21 protein-coding genes and 2 tRNA genes are annotated in these 18390 nt (G+C 37.3%); 18 read left to right on the forward strand and 5 right to left on the reverse strand.

Going from position 1 to position 18390, the window contains the following annotated elements:
• Positions 1–222: 222 nt before the first annotated feature.
• From ACFSFW_RS19005 to tsaD, 7 genes are all read left to right on the forward strand, one after another.
• Positions 223–299: transfer RNA gene (locus tag ACFSFW_RS19005), tRNA-Met, on the forward strand.
• 3 nt (positions 300–302) lie between these two features.
• Positions 303–378, forward strand: a tRNA-Asp gene (locus ACFSFW_RS19010).
• A gap of 721 nt (positions 379–1099) precedes the next feature.
• On the forward strand, positions 1100–2089 hold the full coding sequence (gene thiL / locus ACFSFW_RS19015; protein WP_388040560.1) for a thiamine-phosphate kinase: 990 nt from the start codon (positions 1100–1102) through the stop codon (positions 2087–2089).
• A 10-nt stretch (positions 2090–2099) separates the two neighbouring features.
• A complete protein-coding gene (gene tsaE, locus ACFSFW_RS19020) occupies positions 2100–2558 on the forward strand; it encodes a tRNA (adenosine(37)-N6)-threonylcarbamoyltransferase complex ATPase subunit type 1 TsaE (protein ID WP_388040562.1) in 459 nt (152 codons plus the stop codon).
• Positions 2555–3247 (forward strand): tRNA (adenosine(37)-N6)-threonylcarbamoyltransferase complex dimerization subunit type 1 TsaB, encoded by a 693-nt coding sequence (tsaB, locus tag ACFSFW_RS19025; RefSeq protein WP_388040564.1) that lies wholly within the window; start codon positions 2555–2557, stop codon positions 3245–3247. The genes tsaE and tsaB overlap by 4 nt, the downstream gene beginning before the upstream one ends.
• A gap of 2 nt (positions 3248–3249) precedes the next feature.
• Positions 3250–3717 carry a ribosomal protein S18-alanine N-acetyltransferase gene (gene rimI / locus ACFSFW_RS19030; RefSeq protein WP_388040595.1) on the forward strand — a complete coding sequence of 156 codons (468 nt, stop codon included), beginning with the start codon at positions 3250–3252 and terminating at the stop codon, positions 3715–3717.
• The gene (gene tsaD, locus ACFSFW_RS19035) at positions 3710–4726 is read left to right on the forward strand and encodes a tRNA (adenosine(37)-N6)-threonylcarbamoyltransferase complex transferase subunit TsaD (RefSeq protein ID WP_304219765.1); all 1017 of its coding nucleotides are present in this window, start codon (positions 3710–3712) and stop codon (positions 4724–4726) included. Before rimI ends, tsaD begins: the two co-directional genes overlap by 8 nt.
• A 287-nt stretch (positions 4727–5013) precedes the next feature.
• Here tsaD and ACFSFW_RS19040 read toward each other — a convergent pair whose 3' ends face one another.
• Positions 5014–6948, reverse strand: coding sequence for an ABC-F family ATP-binding cassette domain-containing protein (locus ACFSFW_RS19040; RefSeq protein ID WP_388040566.1), 1935 nt, complete (start codon positions 6946–6948; stop codon positions 5014–5016).
• A gap of 134 nt (positions 6949–7082) precedes the next feature.
• On the opposite strand from ACFSFW_RS19040, the gene moaC reads away from it, so the two are divergent.
• The 4 genes from moaC to tatC are packed head-to-tail and all read left to right on the forward strand — an operon-like array spanning position 7083 to position 9246.
• Positions 7083–7565: a cyclic pyranopterin monophosphate synthase MoaC gene (moaC, locus tag ACFSFW_RS19045; RefSeq protein ID WP_099363763.1), complete on the forward strand. Its 483-nt coding sequence runs from the start codon at positions 7083–7085 to the stop codon at positions 7563–7565.
• A gap of 28 nt (positions 7566–7593) precedes the next feature.
• Complete coding sequence (locus tag ACFSFW_RS19050; RefSeq protein ID WP_099363764.1) at positions 7594–8253, forward strand: redox-sensing transcriptional repressor Rex; 660 nt, start codon at positions 7594–7596, stop codon at positions 8251–8253.
• 35 nt (positions 8254–8288) lie between these two features.
• Positions 8289–8480, forward strand: a complete 192-nt coding sequence (locus ACFSFW_RS19055; protein ID WP_010285546.1) for a twin-arginine translocase TatA/TatE family subunit — start codon at positions 8289–8291, stop codon at positions 8478–8480.
• Between the two features lie 16 nt (positions 8481–8496).
• Positions 8497–9246, forward strand: a complete 750-nt coding sequence (tatC, locus tag ACFSFW_RS19060) for a twin-arginine translocase subunit TatC (RefSeq protein ID WP_304219763.1) — start codon at positions 8497–8499, stop codon at positions 9244–9246.
• Between the two features lie 36 nt (positions 9247–9282).
• Here tatC and ACFSFW_RS19065 read toward each other — a convergent pair whose 3' ends face one another.
• Positions 9283–9492, reverse strand: coding sequence for a YdiK family protein (locus ACFSFW_RS19065; RefSeq protein WP_388040569.1), 210 nt, complete (start codon positions 9490–9492; stop codon positions 9283–9285).
• 3 nt (positions 9493–9495) lie between these two features.
• Entirely contained in the window at positions 9496–10221 is a 726-nt protein-coding gene (locus ACFSFW_RS19070; protein WP_099355429.1) for a CPBP family intramembrane glutamic endopeptidase, read from the reverse strand.
• A 344-nt stretch (positions 10222–10565) separates the two neighbouring features.
• Here ACFSFW_RS19070 and groES point away from each other — a divergent pair, with 344 nt between their 5' ends.
• Positions 10566–10850, forward strand: coding sequence for a co-chaperone GroES (groES, locus tag ACFSFW_RS19075; RefSeq protein ID WP_099355430.1), 285 nt, complete (start codon positions 10566–10568; stop codon positions 10848–10850).
• Between the two features lie 55 nt (positions 10851–10905).
• Positions 10906–12531: a chaperonin GroEL gene (gene groL, locus ACFSFW_RS19080; RefSeq protein WP_388040571.1), complete on the forward strand. Its 1626-nt coding sequence runs from the start codon at positions 10906–10908 to the stop codon at positions 12529–12531.
• A 174-nt stretch (positions 12532–12705) separates the two neighbouring features.
• On the opposite strand, the gene ACFSFW_RS19085 is transcribed toward groL, so the two are convergent.
• Together ACFSFW_RS19085 and ACFSFW_RS19090 are read right to left on the reverse strand one after the other, a co-directional pair.
• Entirely contained in the window at positions 12706–13071 is a 366-nt protein-coding gene (locus ACFSFW_RS19085; RefSeq protein WP_388040573.1) for a DUF4363 family protein, read from the reverse strand.
• Between the two features lie 20 nt (positions 13072–13091).
• Entirely contained in the window at positions 13092–13823 is a 732-nt protein-coding gene (locus ACFSFW_RS19090; RefSeq protein WP_388040575.1) for a YetF domain-containing protein, read from the reverse strand.
• Positions 13824–14028: 205 nt separating this feature from the next.
• Between ACFSFW_RS19090 and ACFSFW_RS19095 the strand changes: the two genes are divergently transcribed.
• The 5 genes from ACFSFW_RS19095 (at position 14029) to ACFSFW_RS19115 (ending at position 18112) form a co-directional block, all read left to right on the forward strand.
• Complete coding sequence (locus ACFSFW_RS19095; RefSeq protein WP_388040576.1) at positions 14029–14478, forward strand: hypothetical protein; 450 nt, start codon at positions 14029–14031, stop codon at positions 14476–14478.
• 120 nt (positions 14479–14598) lie between these two features.
• On the forward strand, positions 14599–15306 hold the full coding sequence (locus ACFSFW_RS19100) for a hypothetical protein (RefSeq protein WP_388040578.1): 708 nt from the start codon (positions 14599–14601) through the stop codon (positions 15304–15306).
• Positions 15307–15665: 359 nt separating this feature from the next.
• A complete protein-coding gene (locus ACFSFW_RS19105; protein WP_388040580.1) occupies positions 15666–16340 on the forward strand; it encodes a metal-dependent hydrolase in 675 nt (224 codons plus the stop codon).
• A 174-nt stretch (positions 16341–16514) separates the two neighbouring features.
• Complete coding sequence (locus ACFSFW_RS19110; RefSeq protein ID WP_388040582.1) at positions 16515–17111, forward strand: 50S ribosomal protein L25; 597 nt, start codon at positions 16515–16517, stop codon at positions 17109–17111.
• Between the two features lie 617 nt (positions 17112–17728).
• On the forward strand, positions 17729–18112 hold the full coding sequence (locus ACFSFW_RS19115) for a hypothetical protein (protein WP_388040584.1): 384 nt from the start codon (positions 17729–17731) through the stop codon (positions 18110–18112).
• The last annotated feature ends 278 nt before the right edge of the window (positions 18113–18390 follow it).

Consider the following 18390-nt stretch of genomic DNA (forward strand, 5'->3'; position numbering starts at 1 on the left):
AGTTAAGCTCTTCAGCGCCGATGGTAGTTGGGACTTTGTCCCTGTGAGAGTAGGACGTCGCTAGGCTTATATATTATTATCGCGGGGTGGAGCAACGAGCGTTGCATCATCGAAGTTACTGCGAGTTGTCCCGACGGATTAAGCTTCTTGAATTAGCTTGCAGAGGAAGGGACAGTCAACAGCTAACTAAGCGCATAACAAAAACTATATATTTTCTATTATCGCGGGGTGGAGCAGTCTGGTAGCTCGTCGGGCTCATAACCCGAAGGTCGTAGGTTCAAATCCTGCCCCCGCAACCAAATGGTCCCGTGGTGTAGCGGTTAACATGCCTGCCTGTCACGCAGGAGATCGCCGGTTCGATCCCGGTCGGGACCGCCATTTATACATACACACGAAACTTAGTAGTTTCGTTTTTTTTATGCGGAAATTTAATGTTTTTGGATTAACTACAGTTAGTAATGCTGTGGTTTTTTTCTATTTATGGGGTGAATATCTTTTACATTATCCATGTTTGATAAAAACTTACAAAGGAAAACCTAAACAAATAATATAGATTTGCTAGCAAAAGTTTTACATAACGCATTTATCGGAAGCTATGAAGAGGAAAACGACAAAAAAATACTATTGAAATCCTCTTCATCAAGGTTATGAAAGGGAAAACAAGCAAAGAAAACGATTGAAATCCTCTTCATGAGAGTTATGAAAGGGAAAACGAACAAAGAAAACGATTGAAATCCTCATCATGAGGGTTATGAAGGGGAAAACGAACAAAGAAAACGATTGAAATCCTCATCATGAGGGTTATGAAAGGGAAACCAGCAAAGAATAATATCGAAGTCCTCTTCATGAGAGATGAAGAACCGAACGTATCAAGAACGCCAAAGCAAAGTCCTTCATCAGTATTATGAACGACCAACCTCAATGTAACCATCCCTCACCTATCTTCCTTAACAACCAATTATTTTTTTCTTTTTTTGCTGATTTTGTTGAAATACGGTAAACTTATAATGATGTACTAAGGTCCTTAGGAGTTGTCCTAAGGCTTTTTGTACTACTTTTGTATTTTATAGTTTCTTTCTACTTAATAGGAGTGACGTTAATGGCTTTGCAGGACGAGTTTGACTTTATTGACCAAATTAAACCAAAGCGTGTTGCCCAATCCGGACTAATTGCCGGTATAGGTGATGATGCTGCGCTGTTTCGTCCAACATCAGGTATGGAACAAATCATTTGCATGGATACGATGGTAGAGGGTGTTCATTTTACTTCTCAAACAATGGATCCTTTTCAAGTGGGGTATAAGGCATTGGCTGTTAATATTAGTGATATTGCAGCGATGGGTGGAATCCCTACCTACTATTTAGTATCGATTGCAATTCCAAGGGATTGGAATGAAACAGATTTGTTATCGATTTATGAAGGTATGGCAATGCTAGCAGATAGGTACGATATGGATTTAATTGGTGGCGATACGGTTTCGATTGTTGAAACGTTAGTTATTACGGTGACTGTTCTAGGTGAGGTTGAGAAAGGTACCCATCTATTACGAAGCCATGCAAAGCCAGGAGATATTGTTTTTGTAACGGGAACGGTTGGAGATTCTGCTGCTGGTTTGAATTTATTATTACATAATGGTAAGGACCATTCTTTTTCTGAGCCAGAGAAAACACTTATCCAGAAACATCAGTATCCGAAACCGGGAGTGGAAATTGGGAGATTATTATCAACTTTCCATAGAGTTTCGTTGAACGATATTAGTGATGGTTTAGCAAGTGAAACGAATGAGATTGCAAAAGCTAGTGGTGTCACTTTACTAATAGATGAAGATAAGATTCCATTCAGTGAAGCCATTTTAGATCAATATAAAGACCGTGCACTTGAGTTTGCGTTATATGGTGGAGAGGACTTTGAATTGATCGGAACTATGGCTCCATCAGATTGGGATATACTAGAGAAAAAGGCAAAAAAACATGGTTATGCCCTTTCAAAAATTGGGACTGTCTCGGAAGGTGGTCCTGCTGTATTTTTGAATCGAGGCGGGGAACTTCATAAGCTTGAGATGAAGGGGTATAATCACTTTACTAAATAAGGTGGAATATATGGATAAATTTGAGTTTGTTACGAATACACCTGATGAAACGGGGAGTTTTTCATATCGCTTGGCCGAAAAGCTTGGACCTGGTGATGTGTTAACTCTTGAGGGTGATTTAGGGGCAGGAAAAACGACGTTTACCAAAGGTTTGGCAAAAGGACTTGGCGTTACAAGAACGGTGAACAGTCCAACCTTTACGATAATAAAGGAATACCAAGGGAGAATCCCGTTGTATCATATGGATGTGTATCGTTTGGAGCACAGTGATGAGGACCTTGGTTTTGATGAATATTTTGATGGTGACGGTGTGACTGTTGTTGAATGGGCACATCTGATCGAAGACCGATTACCTAAAGACCGTCTCACCATTAAGATTGAACACCAAGGGGATACGAAACGTAAGATTACGGTGATACCACTAGGGGAACGGTATCAACATTTATGTGAGGAGATATTTAGCGAATGAAAGTGTTAGCTATAGATACATCCAATTATGTATTGGGAGTTGCGATTGTGGATGAGGAGAAGGTAATTGGTGAGGTGATTACAAATCTACCCAAAAACCATTCTGTCCGCGTGATGCCTACAATTGAGCAGTTAATGAAGGAATGTGGGATTAAGCCAAAGGAGCTTGAAAAAATCGTTGTCGCGATGGGCCCTGGTTCTTATACAGGTGTAAGAATCGGAGTAACAATTGCGAAAACACTGGCATGGTCATTGCAGATTCCTTTAGTGGGAGTTTCAAGTTTAGAAGTCGTGGCGGCCAATGGCCGGCATTTTAATGGATTTATTTCGCCATTGTTTGATGCAAGGCGTGGACAAGTTTATACAGGGCTTTATCAATATGAAGGAAAAAGGCTAACCTGTGTTGAAGAAGATAAAATTATTTTATTAGCAGATTGGCTAGAAGAGCTTAGAAAGAGGGAGACACCGGTTCTTTTTATCGGTAATGATCTAGTCATCCACAAGGAACAAATAGAAACAGATTTAGAACAATTCGCATATGTTGCACCATATACAGATTGGAATCCGAGACCAAGTGAGTTGGCCGTTTTAGGGATGGAGAAAGCGCCTGTAGATGTTCATACATTTGTGCCAAATTACATACGTTTGGCAGAGGCGGAGGCGAATTGGTTAGGGAAGAGGCAGGGGTAAGAATGGAAGAGATCATCAAACAACAAATTTTGTTTCGTTTCATGACGGTGGACGATATTGATGGTGTGATGAAGGTTGAGACTTCAGCATTTACAGTACCTTGGAAGAGGGAAGCATTTTATAATGAGCTTGTTCATAATCAGTTTGCCAAATATATTGTCATGACTGATAACGATCAAGTGATTGGATATTGTGGAATGTGGCTTATTTTGGATGAGGCCCATATAACCAATATTGCGGTTCTTCCTGAATACAGAGGGAAAAAGCTAGGGGAAGCTTTACTTATGCAGGCGAAGCTTTTAGCGATGCAGCACCAGGCTGCTACGATGACGCTTGAGGTAAGGGTATCTAATCATGTTGCTCAAAACCTTTATAAAAAATTAGGATTTAAGCCTGGTGGAATCCGAAAAAATTACTATACAGACAATAATGAAGACGCGTTAGTTATGTGGGTGAATTTAAATGAGTGATAACCAAATAATCATGGGGATTGAAACGAGCTGTGATGAGACGGCTGTTTCAATTGTACAAAACGGAAGAGAAATTCTATCAAATGTTGTAGCATCTCAAATCGAAAGTCATAAACGCTTCGGCGGAGTCGTTCCAGAGATCGCATCAAGGCATCATGTTGAAGCTATTACACTGGTAATTGAAGAAGCTTTAAAGCAGGCCGATAAGAGTTTTGAGGATATAGATGGTATTGCAGTGACAGAGGGCCCTGGCTTAGTAGGAGCATTGTTAATAGGTGTCAACGCTGCAAAAGCGGTAGCTTTTGCCCACGATATTCCTCTATTAGGAGTCCACCATATTGCAGGTCATATTTATGCAAATCGATTGGTTGAGGAGCTTGAGTTTCCATTGTTGGCTTTGGTTGTTTCTGGCGGCCATACAGAGCTTGTCTACATGGAGGAGCATGCTTCTTTTAAAGTGATTGGGGAAACAAGGGATGATGCTGCTGGTGAAGCGTATGACAAGGTGGCTAGAACTCTTAACCTTCCATACCCAGGTGGGCCTCACATTGATCGACTTGCACATGAGGGAACAGCAACGATTGATTTACCGAGAGCTTGGCTAGAAGAGGATTCTTACGATTTTAGTTTTAGTGGTTTAAAATCAGCTGTTATTAACACACTTCATAATGCAGAGCAACGTGGGGAAACCATTGAACCGAAGAACCTAGCAGCAAGTTTTCAGGAAAGTGTCATCGATGTCTTAGTCACAAAAACAGTGAAGGCGACTAATGAATATAAGGTTAAACAGGTATTACTAGCAGGTGGAGTTGCAGCAAATAAAGGGCTTCGTGCAGCTTTAGAACATGCATTTTCAGACATGCCAGAGGTTAAACTCATTATTCCTCCACTTTCATTATGTACAGATAACGCTGCAATGATTGCTGCAGTTGGTAGTGTGTTATACGAAAATGGGAAGCGTTCATCTTACGCATTGAATGCAAATCCTGGGTTAGACATTGAAAGATAGTAAAAAAGTCCTCTTTTATAAAAGAGGGCTTTTTTTGTTGATAAATAATCCACAAAAACACAGCTTTTGTGGAAAACTAGTAAGAAGTACTGAAATAACTAATGTGCATTTGTGGACATTTTATGTGGATAAGTCTGTTGATAAGTGTGGATAATGTGGATAACGTGGATAACATAGTGTATAACTATATTTTTTTGCAGTAAATGATCAAAAAAAGTCCCCATTCTTAGTATTAGAGATGGGGATATCTTTATTTTGTTAATAGGTGTATAGTTCTAGGATGATAGTTATCCACTAACTTCGTGGAGAGACTCCCATTCTTCCATAAGAGCTTCAAGTTTTGCTGAGGATTTTTCGTTTTCTTCATTAATTCGTTGAACTTCCTCATGATTTTGATAGACTTCTGGATCACAGAGAAGCTGTTCATTTTCTTCAATTTTCTCTTCTATAGTGGAAATTTCCAACTCAATTTCTTCTATTCTGCGTTTTCGTTGACGCTCAAGCTTCTTTAATTGTTTTTCTTGTTCATAGGATGTTTTTTCTTGGACCACTTCACGTTTGACGTTCTTTGACTCTTGAGCTTCAAGTCTTGCGAGTTCCTCCATTTCAAACTTCTTTTCAAGGTGGTAATCATAATCACCTAGATATTCCGTAAGTCCTTCACTGGATAACTCAAACACTTTTGTTGCAATGCGGTTGATAAAATATCGGTCATGGGAAACAAAAAGAATCGTCCCGGGATAATCGATTAAAGCATTTTCAAGTACTTCCTTGCTATCAAGGTCTAAGTGGTTGGTAGGCTCGTCAAGAATGAGAAAATTTGATTTCTCCATCATTAGCTTTGATAGGGCAAGTCTTGCTTTCTCGCCACCACTTAAGGTTGAAACGGTTTTTAGCACATCATCCCCTGAAAAAAGAAAGTTCCCGAGAACCGTACGGATTTCTTTTTCAGATTTTAGAGGGTATTCATCCCATAATTCATTTAATACTCGTTTGTTCGAGGTGAGGTCCGCTTGTTGTTGGTCATAGTAACCGATGGTCACATGTGAACCAAAGCGAAATGTTCCATCCACGTTGTCGAGTTTTTCAATAATTGCTTTTAATAAGGTTGATTTTCCGATTCCGTTTGGACCCACTAATGCGATGCTATCTTCACGGTAAATATTGAAATTGATATTTTTAATAATCGGTTTGCCTTTTTCATACGAAACGGTGATATCTTTTGCACTTAGTACATCATTTCCACTTTGTCTTTCGATTTCAAATCGAAAGGAAGCCGATTTTTCATCACCTAATGGCCTGTCAATTAGCTCCATTCTGTCAAGCTGCTTTCGTCTACTTTGGGCACGCTTGGTGGTTGAAGCTCGAACCAGGTTTTTAGCGATAAAATCTTTTAGTTTTTCCACTTCTTCCTGTTGTTTTTCATATTTTTTCAGCTCAAGCTCATAGTTTTCAGCCTTGAGTTTTAAATAGTTGCTATAGTTTCCGACATATCTAGTGCTTGTGTGTCTAGAAATTTCATAAACTTGGTTGACCACTTTATCAAGAAAGTAACGGTCATGGGATACGATTAACAGTGCGCCAGGGTATCCTTGTAGATATTGTTCAAGCCACGTAAGCGTGCTAATATCAAGGTGGTTTGTTGGCTCGTCCAAGATTAACAGATCAGGCTTGGTTAGTAATAGTTTACAAAGGGCAAGGCGTGTCTTCTGACCACCGCTTAAGCTGGATATTTTGGTTTGGTAGTCTTCTTCTGTAAAATTAAAACCATGTAGAATTGATCGAATATCAGCTTCGTATTGATAGCCACCCTTTTCCTTAAAATCAACCTGTAGCTGATCATATTCTTCGAGTAATTTCTGGTAATCAACCGGATTTTCAAAGAGGGACGGGTCTCCCATTTTAACCTCTAGGTTTCTGAGATCTTTTTCAAGCTTCTGTAAGGATGCAAAAACAGTTAGCATTTCCTCCCAGATGGTGAGATTTGATTCAAGCCCTGTATTTTGGGCGAGGTAATCAATGGTAACGCTTTTTGGCTTGATAATTTCACCGCCATCATGTGACATATGGCCGGCAATAATTTTTAAAAGTGTTGATTTTCCAGCACCGTTTCGTCCAACGATGGCAATACGGTCACGAGTTTGTACTTCTAATTTTATATTCGATAAAATAAGATCAGCAGCAAAATACTTTTTGAGCTGATTTACTTGTAGTAAAATCATGTTATTTCACCTCTTGTTTCTATCAACAGTGTATCTTATATTACTTAATTAGAGCAACTGCAATGATATTGTTCACAGATGTATCAAAGACAGATGTGATAAAATAGTGTATAGTTTATGGGAGGGTTTGTTTTATGTCATCATTTACCCATTTTAATGAGCAAGGTCGCGCCAAGATGGTCGACATTACGGAAAAGTCAGATACTGTCCGTACAGCAATTGCAAAATCAAGTATTACTGTAAATAAAATCATTTATGAGCAAATAATAAATAATGAGGTTAGTAAGGGTGATGTCCTTGCTGTTTCTCAGGTTGCGGGAATTATGGCAGCCAAAAAGACGTCGGAGTTAATTCCGATGTGTCATCCATTGGCATTAAAAGGTGTTGATATACGTTTTAGCTGGACGACCCAAGATGAATATGTCTTACATATCACGGTTACAGTTAAAACAAAGGGCAGTACAGGTGTGGAAATGGAAGCACTTACCGCTGCATCTGTTTGTGCGCTAACTGTGTATGATATGTGTAAAGCGGTTGATAAAGGAATGGTCATTGGACCAACTTATTTGGCTGAAAAAACGGGTGGAAAGAACGGAGATTTTAAAAGGGAGCTATAGTTAGTTCCAAGTTAGTGGAGGAATTAAGGTGAATCTTGAACAATCAAAAATACCACAAGCAACTGCCAAAAGGCTGCCACTTTACTATCGATTTTTGAAAAATTTGCATGCCTCAGGAAAGCAGAGAGTTTCATCTGCAGAATTAAGTGATGCGGTTAAGGTAGATTCCGCCACAATTCGGAGAGATTTTTCTTATTTCGGAGCATTGGGAAAAAAAGGATATGGCTATAATGTCAATTATTTATTATCCTTTTTTAGTAAAACCTTAGATCAAGACGAGTTAACGAAGGTTACTCTAATCGGTGTAGGGAATTTAGGTACAGCATTTTTACACTACAATTTTTCCAAAAATAATAATACAAAAATTGAGCTTGCGTTTGATGTGGATTATAATAAGGTAGGTAGTAGTATTGGTGGAGTACAGGTATGCCATCTTGATGACCTTGAAAAAGAATTGCCTGATGATGTAACGGTAGCCATTTTAACGGTGCCGGTTGGGGCAGCTCAGTCGATTACAGACCGCTTGGTCAATAAAGGGATCAAGGGTATTCTTAATTTTACTCCAGCAAGAATCAATGTACCTGAACATATTCGGGTCCATCACATTGATTTGGCTGTAGAACTACAAGCTCTAGTATATTTCTTAAAGCATTATTCAAATGATTCAAATGATTCAAATGAAGAATAAAAATAGATCTTACAATTGTAGGGAGGTGACTTACAGTGGGAAGTCTTGGATTCGGTAGTATTTTACTGATTGTATTTGCAGCGTTATTAATCTTTGGACCGAAGAAGTTACCTCAACTAGGTAAAGCAGCAGGTAATACATTGCGTGAGTTTAAAAACGCAACAAAAGGTTTAGCAGATGATGATGACGATGATGTTAAGAAGAATGAAACTCAAGATGTGAAGTAATGATAGGATGAGTCACATGAACGAAAAAGAAATGTCCGTCTATGATCATATTGGAGAGTTACGAAAACGACTGATCTACATAGTCGTTTTCTTCTTCATTGTTGCATTAGGCAGCTTTTTTCTCGCAGAGCCAGTTATCCTTTATTTGCAAAATGCTGACGAAGCAAAAGAGCTGACAATGAATGCTTTCCGTATGACAGATCCAATTAAAATCTATATGCAATTTGCTTTTATCATTGCCCTTGTTATCTCGTCTCCTTTTCTCCTTTATCAGCTTTGGGCCTTCATCAGTCCTGGCTTATATGAGAAGGAAAGAAAGGTAACCTTGAGTTATATTCCGCTTTCGGTAATCCTTTTTTTAATAGGAGTTTCATTCTCCTACTTTATTTTGTTCCCATTTGTAGTGAACTTTATGACAAGGTTAGCGGAGCGCCTTGATATCAATCAGGTGATCGGGATAAACGAATATTTTCAATTCCTGTTGCAATTGACTTTACCGTTTGGCTTTTTGTTTCAATTACCAGTTATTGTGATGTTTTTAACAAGATTGGGAATTGTAACACCGATGTTTCTTTCTAAAATAAGAAAGTTCGCGTATTTTATTCTATTAGTCATCGGAGGTTTAATCACCCCTCCTGAAATAATCTCGCATTTAATGGTTACAGTCCCGTTGTTCGGATTATATGAAATCAGTATTCTCGTATCAAAAAGTGCCTACAGGAAGGCATTAAAAGCGGAAATGGAAGCGGCAAATTCAATGGAGTAGAGATAATTCCATAAAAAAATAACCTCCGATGTGAGGTTATTTTTTTGTTTTTGCGATTTTTTTTATTTTACTGTGCAGGACAAACATTCGGATTGCCACACCAAAGTCGAAGGTTGCGACAATTGCTAGAAGAATCGTAGAGAAGTTCCAAACGGTCTCTGCCGCACTATTAATCGCAATATAGGTAAACAGAGTCCCCATTAGCGCGTAAATGATGCCCATTACAAAAGGTGAAGTTCTTCGCATAAATTAAAAGCCTCCAATAAATGTCTGTTGCAGCTTCTCGGCTTGCTTCATGATCCTTTCTATATCATCTGCAAAAATCGTTTGAACCACTACAACAAAAGTATTCATTGCAACATGTGCAAAGATTGGAACGATAATCCGCTTTGTTCGTACATAAAGGAAGGCAAAGGTAAAGCCCATCGCTGTATAAATCAGAAGATGCGTAAAGTCCATATGCACTACTGCAAAGATTAACGAACTAATCAAGGCAGAAATGAAAAAGTTGAATTTTTTATATAACGATCCAAAAATAATTTGGCGAAAGATAATTTCCTCAAGGATTGGCCCAATAATGGAAACGACGATTATAAGCAGTGGCAAGGATTTTACCAAGGCCATAATTTCTTGGGTGTTCTCGGAACCAGCCTCAATTCCAAGTAAATGAATCTCAATATTTGCTGCAATAACCTGAGCAGTCATTGCCATAAATATACCTGCAATTGCCCATCCAATCGCTTCCCCTTTTGAAGAACGATGAAGACTTAGATGTCTTTCCTTAATATCTTGTCTTAATAAAAATAATACGATCGGAAGTGCCGCAACAAAACTAACAACAGTCCAAAGGGCAATAATCGTATTTGGGTCTAAACCATCTCCAATGCCTAATAGCAATAGAAGAGGGATACCTAAAATTCCAGAGAACTGCATGATAATGTAAGTTAATATGACATACCAATAACGAGCTTTCATGAAAATCTCCTTTAGTAGTTGGAATAAATATCAAGTTTTTATGCTTTTGTCCACTTTTTGTATTGTATCATATATTCACTTATATCCATTAGTATTATGCAAATCCAAATTTTCATTGAAAGAAATTAGATTGTTGGTTTATTTTTCCTTTCATTAACATAGGATAGATAGGTGGGCCAAGTTTCGCTTAATAAAATAGAATTTTTTTGCAAATTTCTATACCAAATGACTTGCAAAATAGGTAGAGATTATTTAATATAATAATTGTGTTAGCACTCATGTTGGTCGAGTGCTAATAAGAAGACGAAACTAATTATTTATATTATTTGAGGAGGTTGTTTCACTTGTTAAAGCCATTAGGTGATCGCGTTGTTATTGAACTAGTTGAATCAGAGGAAAAAACTGCAAGCGGAATTGTATTACCAGATTCTGCAAAGGAAAAGCCTCAAGAAGGTAAAGTAGTTGCTGTTGGTACAGGTCGTGTATTAGACAGTGGTGAAAGAGTAGCTTTAGAGGTTGCGGTTGGTGATCGCATTATCTTCTCAAAATATGCTGGTACTGAAGTGAAATATGAAGGTACTGAATACTTAGTATTACGCGAAAGCGACATTTTAGCTGTAATCGGTTAATAGAAAAACAGCATTTTATATCATAGAATCTTAATTTTTTGAGGAGGGCTTAAGAATGGCAAAAGAAATTAAATTTAGTGAAGATGCTCGTCGCGCTATGCTTCGTGGTGTTGATGCATTAGCAAACGCTGTAAAAGTAACATTAGGACCAAAAGGACGTAACGTGGTTCTAGAGAAAAAATTCGGTTCACCTCTTATCACAAATGACGGTGTAACAATCGCTAAAGAAATCGAATTAGAAGATGCATTCGAAAACATGGGTGCTAAACTAGTTGCTGAAGTTGCTAGCAAAACAAACGATGTAGCTGGTGACGGTACTACTACTGCAACAGTTCTTGCTCAAGCGATGATTCGTGAAGGCTTAAAGAACGTTACTGCTGGTGCAAACCCAATGGTAGTTCGCAGAGGTATTGAAAAGGCTGTAACTACAGCTGTTGAAGAATTAAAAGCTATTTCAAAACCAATTGAAGGTAAAGAATCTATCGCACAAGTTGCTGCTATTTCTTCAGATGACAGTGAAGTTGGCCAATTAATCGCTGAAGCAATGGAGCGCGTTGGTAACGACGGTGTTATTACAATTGAAGAATCTAAAGGGTTCTCTACTGAACTAGAAGTAGTAGAAGGTATGCAATTTGACCGTGGATATGCATCTCCATACATGGTAACTGATTCTGACAAAATGGAAGCAGTTCTTGAAAATCCATATGTGTTAATTACTGATAAAAAGATTTCTAGCATTCAAGAAATCCTACCAGTATTAGAGCAAGTAGTTCAACAAGGTAAGCCATTATTACTAATCGCTGAAGATGTTGAAGGTGAAGCACTTGCAACTCTAGTTGTGAACAAGCTTCGTGGTACATTCAATGCAGTAGCTGTTAAAGCTCCTGGATTCGGTGACCGTCGTAAAGCAATGCTAGAAGATATTGCTATCTTAACTGGTGGTCAAGTAATCACTGAAGATTTAGGTTTAGACCTTAAATCTGCTGACATCACTCAATTAGGTCGCGCTTCTAAGATTGTAGTAACAAAAGAAAATACAACTATTGTTGAAGGTGCTGGCGAATCTGACAAGATCGCAGCTCGCGTTAACAATATCCGTGTTCAAATGGAAGAAACTACTTCTGAATTTGACAAAGAAAAATTACAAGAGCGCCTAGCTAAATTAGCAGGTGGAGTTGCAGTAATCAAAGTGGGTGCTGCTACTGAAACTGAACTAAAAGAACGCAAACTTCGTATTGAAGATGCTCTTAACGCAACTCGCGCAGCAGTTGAAGAAGGTATCGTTTCAGGTGGTGGTACTGCACTTGTGAACGTATATAATAAAGTAGCTACTATCGAATTAGCTGGAGACGAAGCAACTGGTGTGAACATCGTACTTCGTGCTCTAGAAGAGCCAGTTCGTCAAATCGCTCACAACGCTGGTCTTGAAGGATCTGTAGTTGTTGAACGCTTGAAAAACGAAGAAATCGGTATTGGCTTCAACGCAGCAACTGGTGAGTGGGTAAACATGATCGACGCTGGTATCGTTGACCCAACTAAGGTTACTCGTTCTGCACTACAAAACGCAGCATCTGTATCAGCTATGTTCTTAACAACTGAAGCAGTAATTGCTGACATTAAAGAAGATGCTCCTGCAATGCCTGACATGGGTGGCATGGGTGGAATGGGCGGCATGATGTAATAAACCGCTCAACCCCTTGATATATAAGGGTATTTAGGCGAAATGCCAAACATAAGGTAAATATAAAAGAGGCTTCTCATAAGTTAATCAAACTTGTGAGAAGCCTCTTTCTTTTGCTTACGTTAATGGGCGATGCATTGGTGTAATAATAGTGGAATAAACTAGACCTTATTTTTATTTTGCCAACTTATCCCATAGTTCATAAAAATAATAGATTTCTTCCATAATTGCTTTGTCATCTTTCACTTCTATGCCACCTTTTATTCTCGCGAGGGTCTCATTTATCTGGAATATATATTCTTTCTCTACACTAAATTGAATTCTCCGAACAATCTTTTTCCATGCAGTTTCAGCATAATTGATATTATTACTAGCTTTATCCCAATTTTTTTCTTTAATGTCAGCTTCTATCTGGTGTACGGTCTCATATAATCGGTCGTCTTTTCCTAGAGGTTTTTTTAATAAAGAGCCACTGTTCATAATCAAAATAAAAAGTACTAATGTAAGAAGAGGGATAAGAAATAATAATAATTTTTTCATTGTCTTCACCTCAAATGTTATTAAAATGGTCCCTCATAGTCACCAATATCTGATTTTTTACTAACATGGTCTTCGTATAAATCAATATATATTTCATCATTGGGTAAAATTATTGCATAAAAAACTTGTTGAACATCTTCTATTCCTTTTGATCGTAATTGCTGCAATAACCAATTCCGATCTTTTTTTCTCTGTAATAAATTTTGATCAATGACTATACCATCCTGAATAACCTCAGTGGATAGACCGCTTGGAGTAACGGGGATGTTTAGATCCTTTGGAGTTACGGGAAGGTAATCAGATTTTTGTAGAACCGACAGTTTTCCGTTTATTTCAAAAATCGCTAAATCAACCTGAGTAATATCAAAAACACCTCGATCACGAAGAAGCATTGTTAACTCGCTAATTTTAATTCGCATTTTTACTAAATTCTTTTCTAAAATCTTTCCATCCTCGATTACTACAGTGGGCTCCCCATCAAGCACCCTTCCGATGTAGCGATTTTTTACAGTTATAAATTGTAATAGAAAAGTAAACAGAGCATAACCGGCTAAGCCGACCCAGTGTGCCCAAGCTTTTGATGATAAGTCAGTGGCTAATGAGGCTGCAATGGAACCGATTGTAATACCGTTAACATAATCAAAAAAGGTCAATTGTCCTACTTCTTGTTTCCCGAGAATTCGAGTGAAAATTAAAAGAGTAAAAAAAGAAATAATAACTCTCACAAAGACTACAAGAGCTTCATCTAACATAATTATCCTCCTTAATTAGTACCTCCCTTATAATATTTCCAAAAGTAGGATATATAGTATAATCGAAGAGTGTCAGTAAATCGTGCCCATGATAAATGACTCTTGTCACATTATGTAATTTATAATAATGTAAAAATGCCATCAGTGTGATAATTTTACATTTGCTTTGGAATAGGCAGTGTCATACACAATAGATTGGTTTAAATTGTTTTTAGGAATGGTGAAGAAAATGCTATATATGTGGCATATTGAGAAGATAATTAATGATACGTTACTAGAACTCAATCTGAAAATAAATGTTGAATCCAGCGATAAACTCAAAGTACCGATGAGTTATAATGTAACAACAAATACGATAAAGTTTAATTACTTACAAATTAACGGATATAACTCTAAAATTAATTTTAAAGTTAAAGAAACAGATGATAATTTTGTAAAGCTTATTCTATATCGTCAGCTTGGTTATTACTTAGAATTTAGAAAAAATACACAAGTTTTAAAGACTCTCATTTATGGCGAAGAAAAAGAGAAGGAACAACTTTTAGCAGAAATCGAAGAGAATGCTTGGCAATATGGGAGAACACTGGTACCTGAATATCTATTAAAAGCATATGATCAAGTACGTGAATTGGATAAATTTCTGTTAAAAGATTAATAATTAGAGGAGTCTTTATGAATCGCGCTGTACAGCTCATTTTCGTTTCGTATCGCCGGGCGATATAACACTTGCAAATAAATTTAAAAACCCTCATATTTAATAGAAAGGAGGTGCGATATGAGACGCGATATACAACCTAATGAACAAGCATACTCTTCTAAGGAAGTGGCAGAAAAGGTGGGGATTGCTACACCTACTGTCCGAAAGTATGGCCAAATCTTAGAGCAGAATGGATATGAGTTTTTAAAAGATGGCGACCGGCGTATTTTTGTTCATTCTGACATCGAAGTGCTTATAGCGCTACGCGATACGGACAAGTCTCTAGAGGATACAGCTAAAGACCTTGTGGAACAACAAAAAGAGAGATTAGTAGAATCCAATGAAACAAAGATTGCGGTAACCAATACATATGAAAATCTACCTCAAGATCCTAATCAATTAAAAGAGGCCTTAATGTTTCTAGCAAATGAACTTGCAGCCACACGTGAAATGAATATTCAACTGACAAACGATATGGTAGAACTTAAAACAAAGGTATCCCGACTTCAGCAAGATCATCATATTATAAGTTCTACGATTGGAAATTCAGCGCAAAAAACGAATGCTAAAATAGAAAAACTAACTGAACAACAAAAGAACCATTACGAAACATTGCTACAACAAGAAAAACAAAAAACGGATCTTTTACAAAAAGAAATACAAAATATGCGGGACGAACAGAAAAAAGAATGGTATTCCCAAAATGATTTTAATAAGCGTTTAGAAGAAGCGATACATAAACCAAAAGAAAAATGGGGAGGAATCTTCTCGATATTTCGAAAATGAGTCATCTTGAATAGAGTAATCTTGAAAGGGTTGAAGGACTCTTTTTTTTATCGCTGGGCGATATAAGGTACTCACGTGCATAGTGAGATGCATCCAATAAGCGATACGTTTCAGTTAAAAAAGGATTTGCTGGTTCCAGCGACTCAATAATAGTATTCAGTAGGCAAGAAGTTGTCCGCTATTTTTTGATTCGTATCGCCAGGCGATATATGAGATTGCGAGACAAGAGACATTAGAAAAAAACATCTCCCCAATAAATAGCACTATATTTCAAAATTCACCAAATTCCCGGGAAATATCTACAAATTATGAGCATTTTATTGACAAATTAAGATAATTAACAACATAGAGGTGACAACATGAAAGGTCGAACACATTTAGCAATAGGGTTAGGAATCGGAGCGGTGGCGTCTGTTAGCCAACCGCTTGAAATGATGCCTGTGATTTTAGTTGCGTCAGGTGTCGCTTCCCTTGCTCCTGATCTAGACGGGAATAATCTATTAAATAAGCGTGTAACAAAGACAGCTAAGCTAATAAAAAAGGGTGGAGTTTTTGTAGGTGGTACATTAATGGCCCTAGCCTTGATTGCATACTTTTTAGATTTGAATTTCCTGTCTTTCCTAGATAATAAATGGTTTAAACAGCAGAACAGTCTTCTGCTTTTTGGATGGGGAGCGGTCATTATAGGACTTTCCTTTAAAGGTCAGGAAACTTTGAAAAATATTCTAATGAGCATTTTAAGTTTGTTCTTACTGTACTATGCAGTTATAAATGAGTTTTGGTGGTTGGTTATGTTTGCTTTATATATAGGTTTAGCAGGGTGGTTTGCACACAGAGGGCCAACGCATACGATTTGGGCATTGATTTATTGGTGGTATATGTCACATCTATTGGAAGTTAATACGAAGGTAGACGGTTTGGCTCTAATTTCAACGATCGCATATTTTTCGCATGTTTTAGGAGATATGCTTACGAAAAAAGGGGTTAAATTTCTGTATCCGATTGTGAATAAAGTATTCCGATTTCGATTTTAATAGTTGGACAATGTAAGTGTGATTTACACTGCTTAAATCAGTAAGCCAATTACATGAAATAAAATGCAGGATTAGGTATACTAGAAATATAAGTAATTCTAATATTTCTTAGACCATTTTTTATATAAAAACTAATGTCTAAGATTTAAAGCTTATCAGAAAGGTGGAAATAACATGAGTATGTTAGTAGCAGAAAAAAGGAAAGAAACTAAAAAAACGGTCTTGAAAAGATTGAGGAGTGAAGGGAAAATCCCTGCAGTTGTTTATGGAAGGGCCATTCACACAGAATCAATCTTGATTAACAACACTGATTTAAGAAATGTAATCAAGACTGTTGGTAGAAATGGTATTTTCTCGTTAAATCTTGATGGGACTTCAAAAAACGTTATTTTAAGAGATTACCAGAGTAACCCTGTAACTAAGGAAATCATTCATGTAGATTTGCTTCAGGTAAATCAGAATACAGAAATTGATACAAGAGTAAGTGTCATTCTAAAGGGAACTTCGAATGGAGAGAAAGTCGGTGGAGTTGCAAGGCAATTTGTTCATGAATTAGAGATAACAGCTAAGGTGAATGATCTCCCTGACTTTATTGAAATTGACATTACTGAATTTGAAATCGGACATTCCGTTCGAGTAGCAGATATTAAAAAAGAGTATAGTAACTGTACAATCAAACATGAAGATGATGAAACGATTGTGTCAATCGACTATGTGAAAGCACAAGCCAATGAAGAGGAAGAAAATGAAGTTGAAGTTTCGGGCGTCTAATCCTGCGATCTAACCTGGTAAGTTGAAAATAGGAATATAAGACAACCCAAAACTGCGTTTATAAGTGTAAAATAAAACGAATAAAGATAGCAATACTTTTTACAGAAATATTTTTAGTGAGTCTATAGTAGAAGCATTTATTTGTTCTTCTACTATAGGCTTTTTTGTGAAGCAAATAGTTTTTCGTTTATCCGTTCGGGTTAACGCGCGATGCTGCAAAAAAGAGTCAATAATTCGGCTAAAACGCAATTCCCCGAAATAGCGCGCAATTATCGGAAGTAAGGCGCAAATCCACGAATTAACACGCAATTATCAAAAATAATGCGCAATTTCGAAGAATAAAACGCAATTCCCCGTTATCCTTTACTATTTAATACCTCTTTTAGCATTTTTTCCAAACGGTCTAAACGCTCGATAATCGGTTGTATGGCTTCGTCAAGTTGCGACCGTAATCGATCTGCTTTTTCATTTTCCATGCTTTAATTCCTCCGTTTTATATGTTGTTAGTCACATATTGTTAAGGACCTCTTTCATATAGGATGTGTTACAATGTGGGTATATAATCAATCTTTTGTACTTAGAAAGTATAGTGATATGAGGGCGAGGGATTAGGGGATATGCAATTAGTTTTTACATATGTAGTAACCCTTATTGCGATAGGGATATCGGTGTTTATTTCGCTTTTTTTCAAAGCTGAACTAGAGCGAATGTTTCGCGAAAAAACGAGCGTGATCGCGTTCCATATATGTAATGTGCTTATTGTGTTAATGGTGTCGTTTGCGTTTCATATCGTGTTTACTATTTATATATTTGAAAATGAATTAAATTTGCTGCTACAAATGCTTATTAACTTGTTCATCATCCTCCCAATTTATGCTATTGGAAATTTCATATTTGAAAAAAATAAATTTAAGTTTCGAAAATACAGACCAGCTGAAGATGGAAAAGTGCTCGTGATCAATGAAAAGTACTTGCAGAAGAAAAAAAGGTCAGTCGAATAGTAGGAAGAACCAAAACCAGGCTCTCGAAAAACGAGACCTGGTTTTCTTCGTATTATTAATCATGTGTAGAGGGAAGCTAGGACGTATCGAGTTATGCTCCCTAAATAAGGTGCAAAAGTACTATGTGGATACTACATATAGTGTATTTTGATAAAAAAACAGAAAATTGAAGCATATTCGGAGGATATTTGAGTATATGGGAGGAACTTGGAAGGATAAACCACTATTCCCCTTCAAATTTTTCGAAAGAGCGGAATATGCTAGTTTATCACGAGATA

It is taken from the genome of Ferdinandcohnia salidurans, assembly GCF_042680725.1.
GTDB lineage: Bacteria > Bacillota > Bacilli > Bacillales > Bacillaceae_L > Ferdinandcohnia > Ferdinandcohnia salidurans.

Coding starts and splice junctions, on each gene's coding strand:
- ACFSFW_RS19100 (WP_388040578.1), top strand. CDS start 14,599: ATGAGACGCGATATACAACCTAATGAACAAGCATACTCTTCTAAGGAA.
- ACFSFW_RS19070 (WP_099355429.1), bottom strand. CDS start 10,221: ATGAAAGCTCGTTATTGGTATGTCATATTAACTTACATTATCATGCAG.
- rimI (WP_388040595.1), top strand. CDS start 3,250: ATGGAAGAGATCATCAAACAACAAATTTTGTTTCGTTTCATGACGGTG.
- ACFSFW_RS19065 (WP_388040569.1), bottom strand. CDS start 9,492: ATGCGAAGAACTTCACCTTTTGTAATGGGCATCATTTACGCGCTAATG.
- tsaD (WP_304219765.1), top strand. CDS start 3,710: ATGAGTGATAACCAAATAATCATGGGGATTGAAACGAGCTGTGATGAG.
- tsaE (WP_388040562.1), top strand. CDS start 2,100: ATGGATAAATTTGAGTTTGTTACGAATACACCTGATGAAACGGGGAGT.
- ACFSFW_RS19105 (WP_388040580.1), top strand. CDS start 15,666: ATGAAAGGTCGAACACATTTAGCAATAGGGTTAGGAATCGGAGCGGTG.
- ACFSFW_RS19090 (WP_388040575.1), bottom strand. CDS start 13,823: ATGTTAGATGAAGCTCTTGTAGTCTTTGTGAGAGTTATTATTTCTTTT.
- ACFSFW_RS19085 (WP_388040573.1), bottom strand. CDS start 13,071: ATGAAAAAATTATTATTATTTCTTATCCCTCTTCTTACATTAGTACTT.
- moaC (WP_099363763.1), top strand. CDS start 7,083: ATGTCATCATTTACCCATTTTAATGAGCAAGGTCGCGCCAAGATGGTC.
- tatC (WP_304219763.1), top strand. CDS start 8,497: ATGAACGAAAAAGAAATGTCCGTCTATGATCATATTGGAGAGTTACGA.
- ACFSFW_RS19110 (WP_388040582.1), top strand. CDS start 16,515: ATGAGTATGTTAGTAGCAGAAAAAAGGAAAGAAACTAAAAAAACGGTC.
- ACFSFW_RS19040 (WP_388040566.1), bottom strand. CDS start 6,948: ATGATTTTACTACAAGTAAATCAGCTCAAAAAGTATTTTGCTGCTGAT.
- ACFSFW_RS19115 (WP_388040584.1), top strand. CDS start 17,729: ATGCAATTAGTTTTTACATATGTAGTAACCCTTATTGCGATAGGGATA.
- thiL (WP_388040560.1), top strand. CDS start 1,100: ATGGCTTTGCAGGACGAGTTTGACTTTATTGACCAAATTAAACCAAAG.
- tsaB (WP_388040564.1), top strand. CDS start 2,555: ATGAAAGTGTTAGCTATAGATACATCCAATTATGTATTGGGAGTTGCG.
- groL (WP_388040571.1), top strand. CDS start 10,906: ATGGCAAAAGAAATTAAATTTAGTGAAGATGCTCGTCGCGCTATGCTT.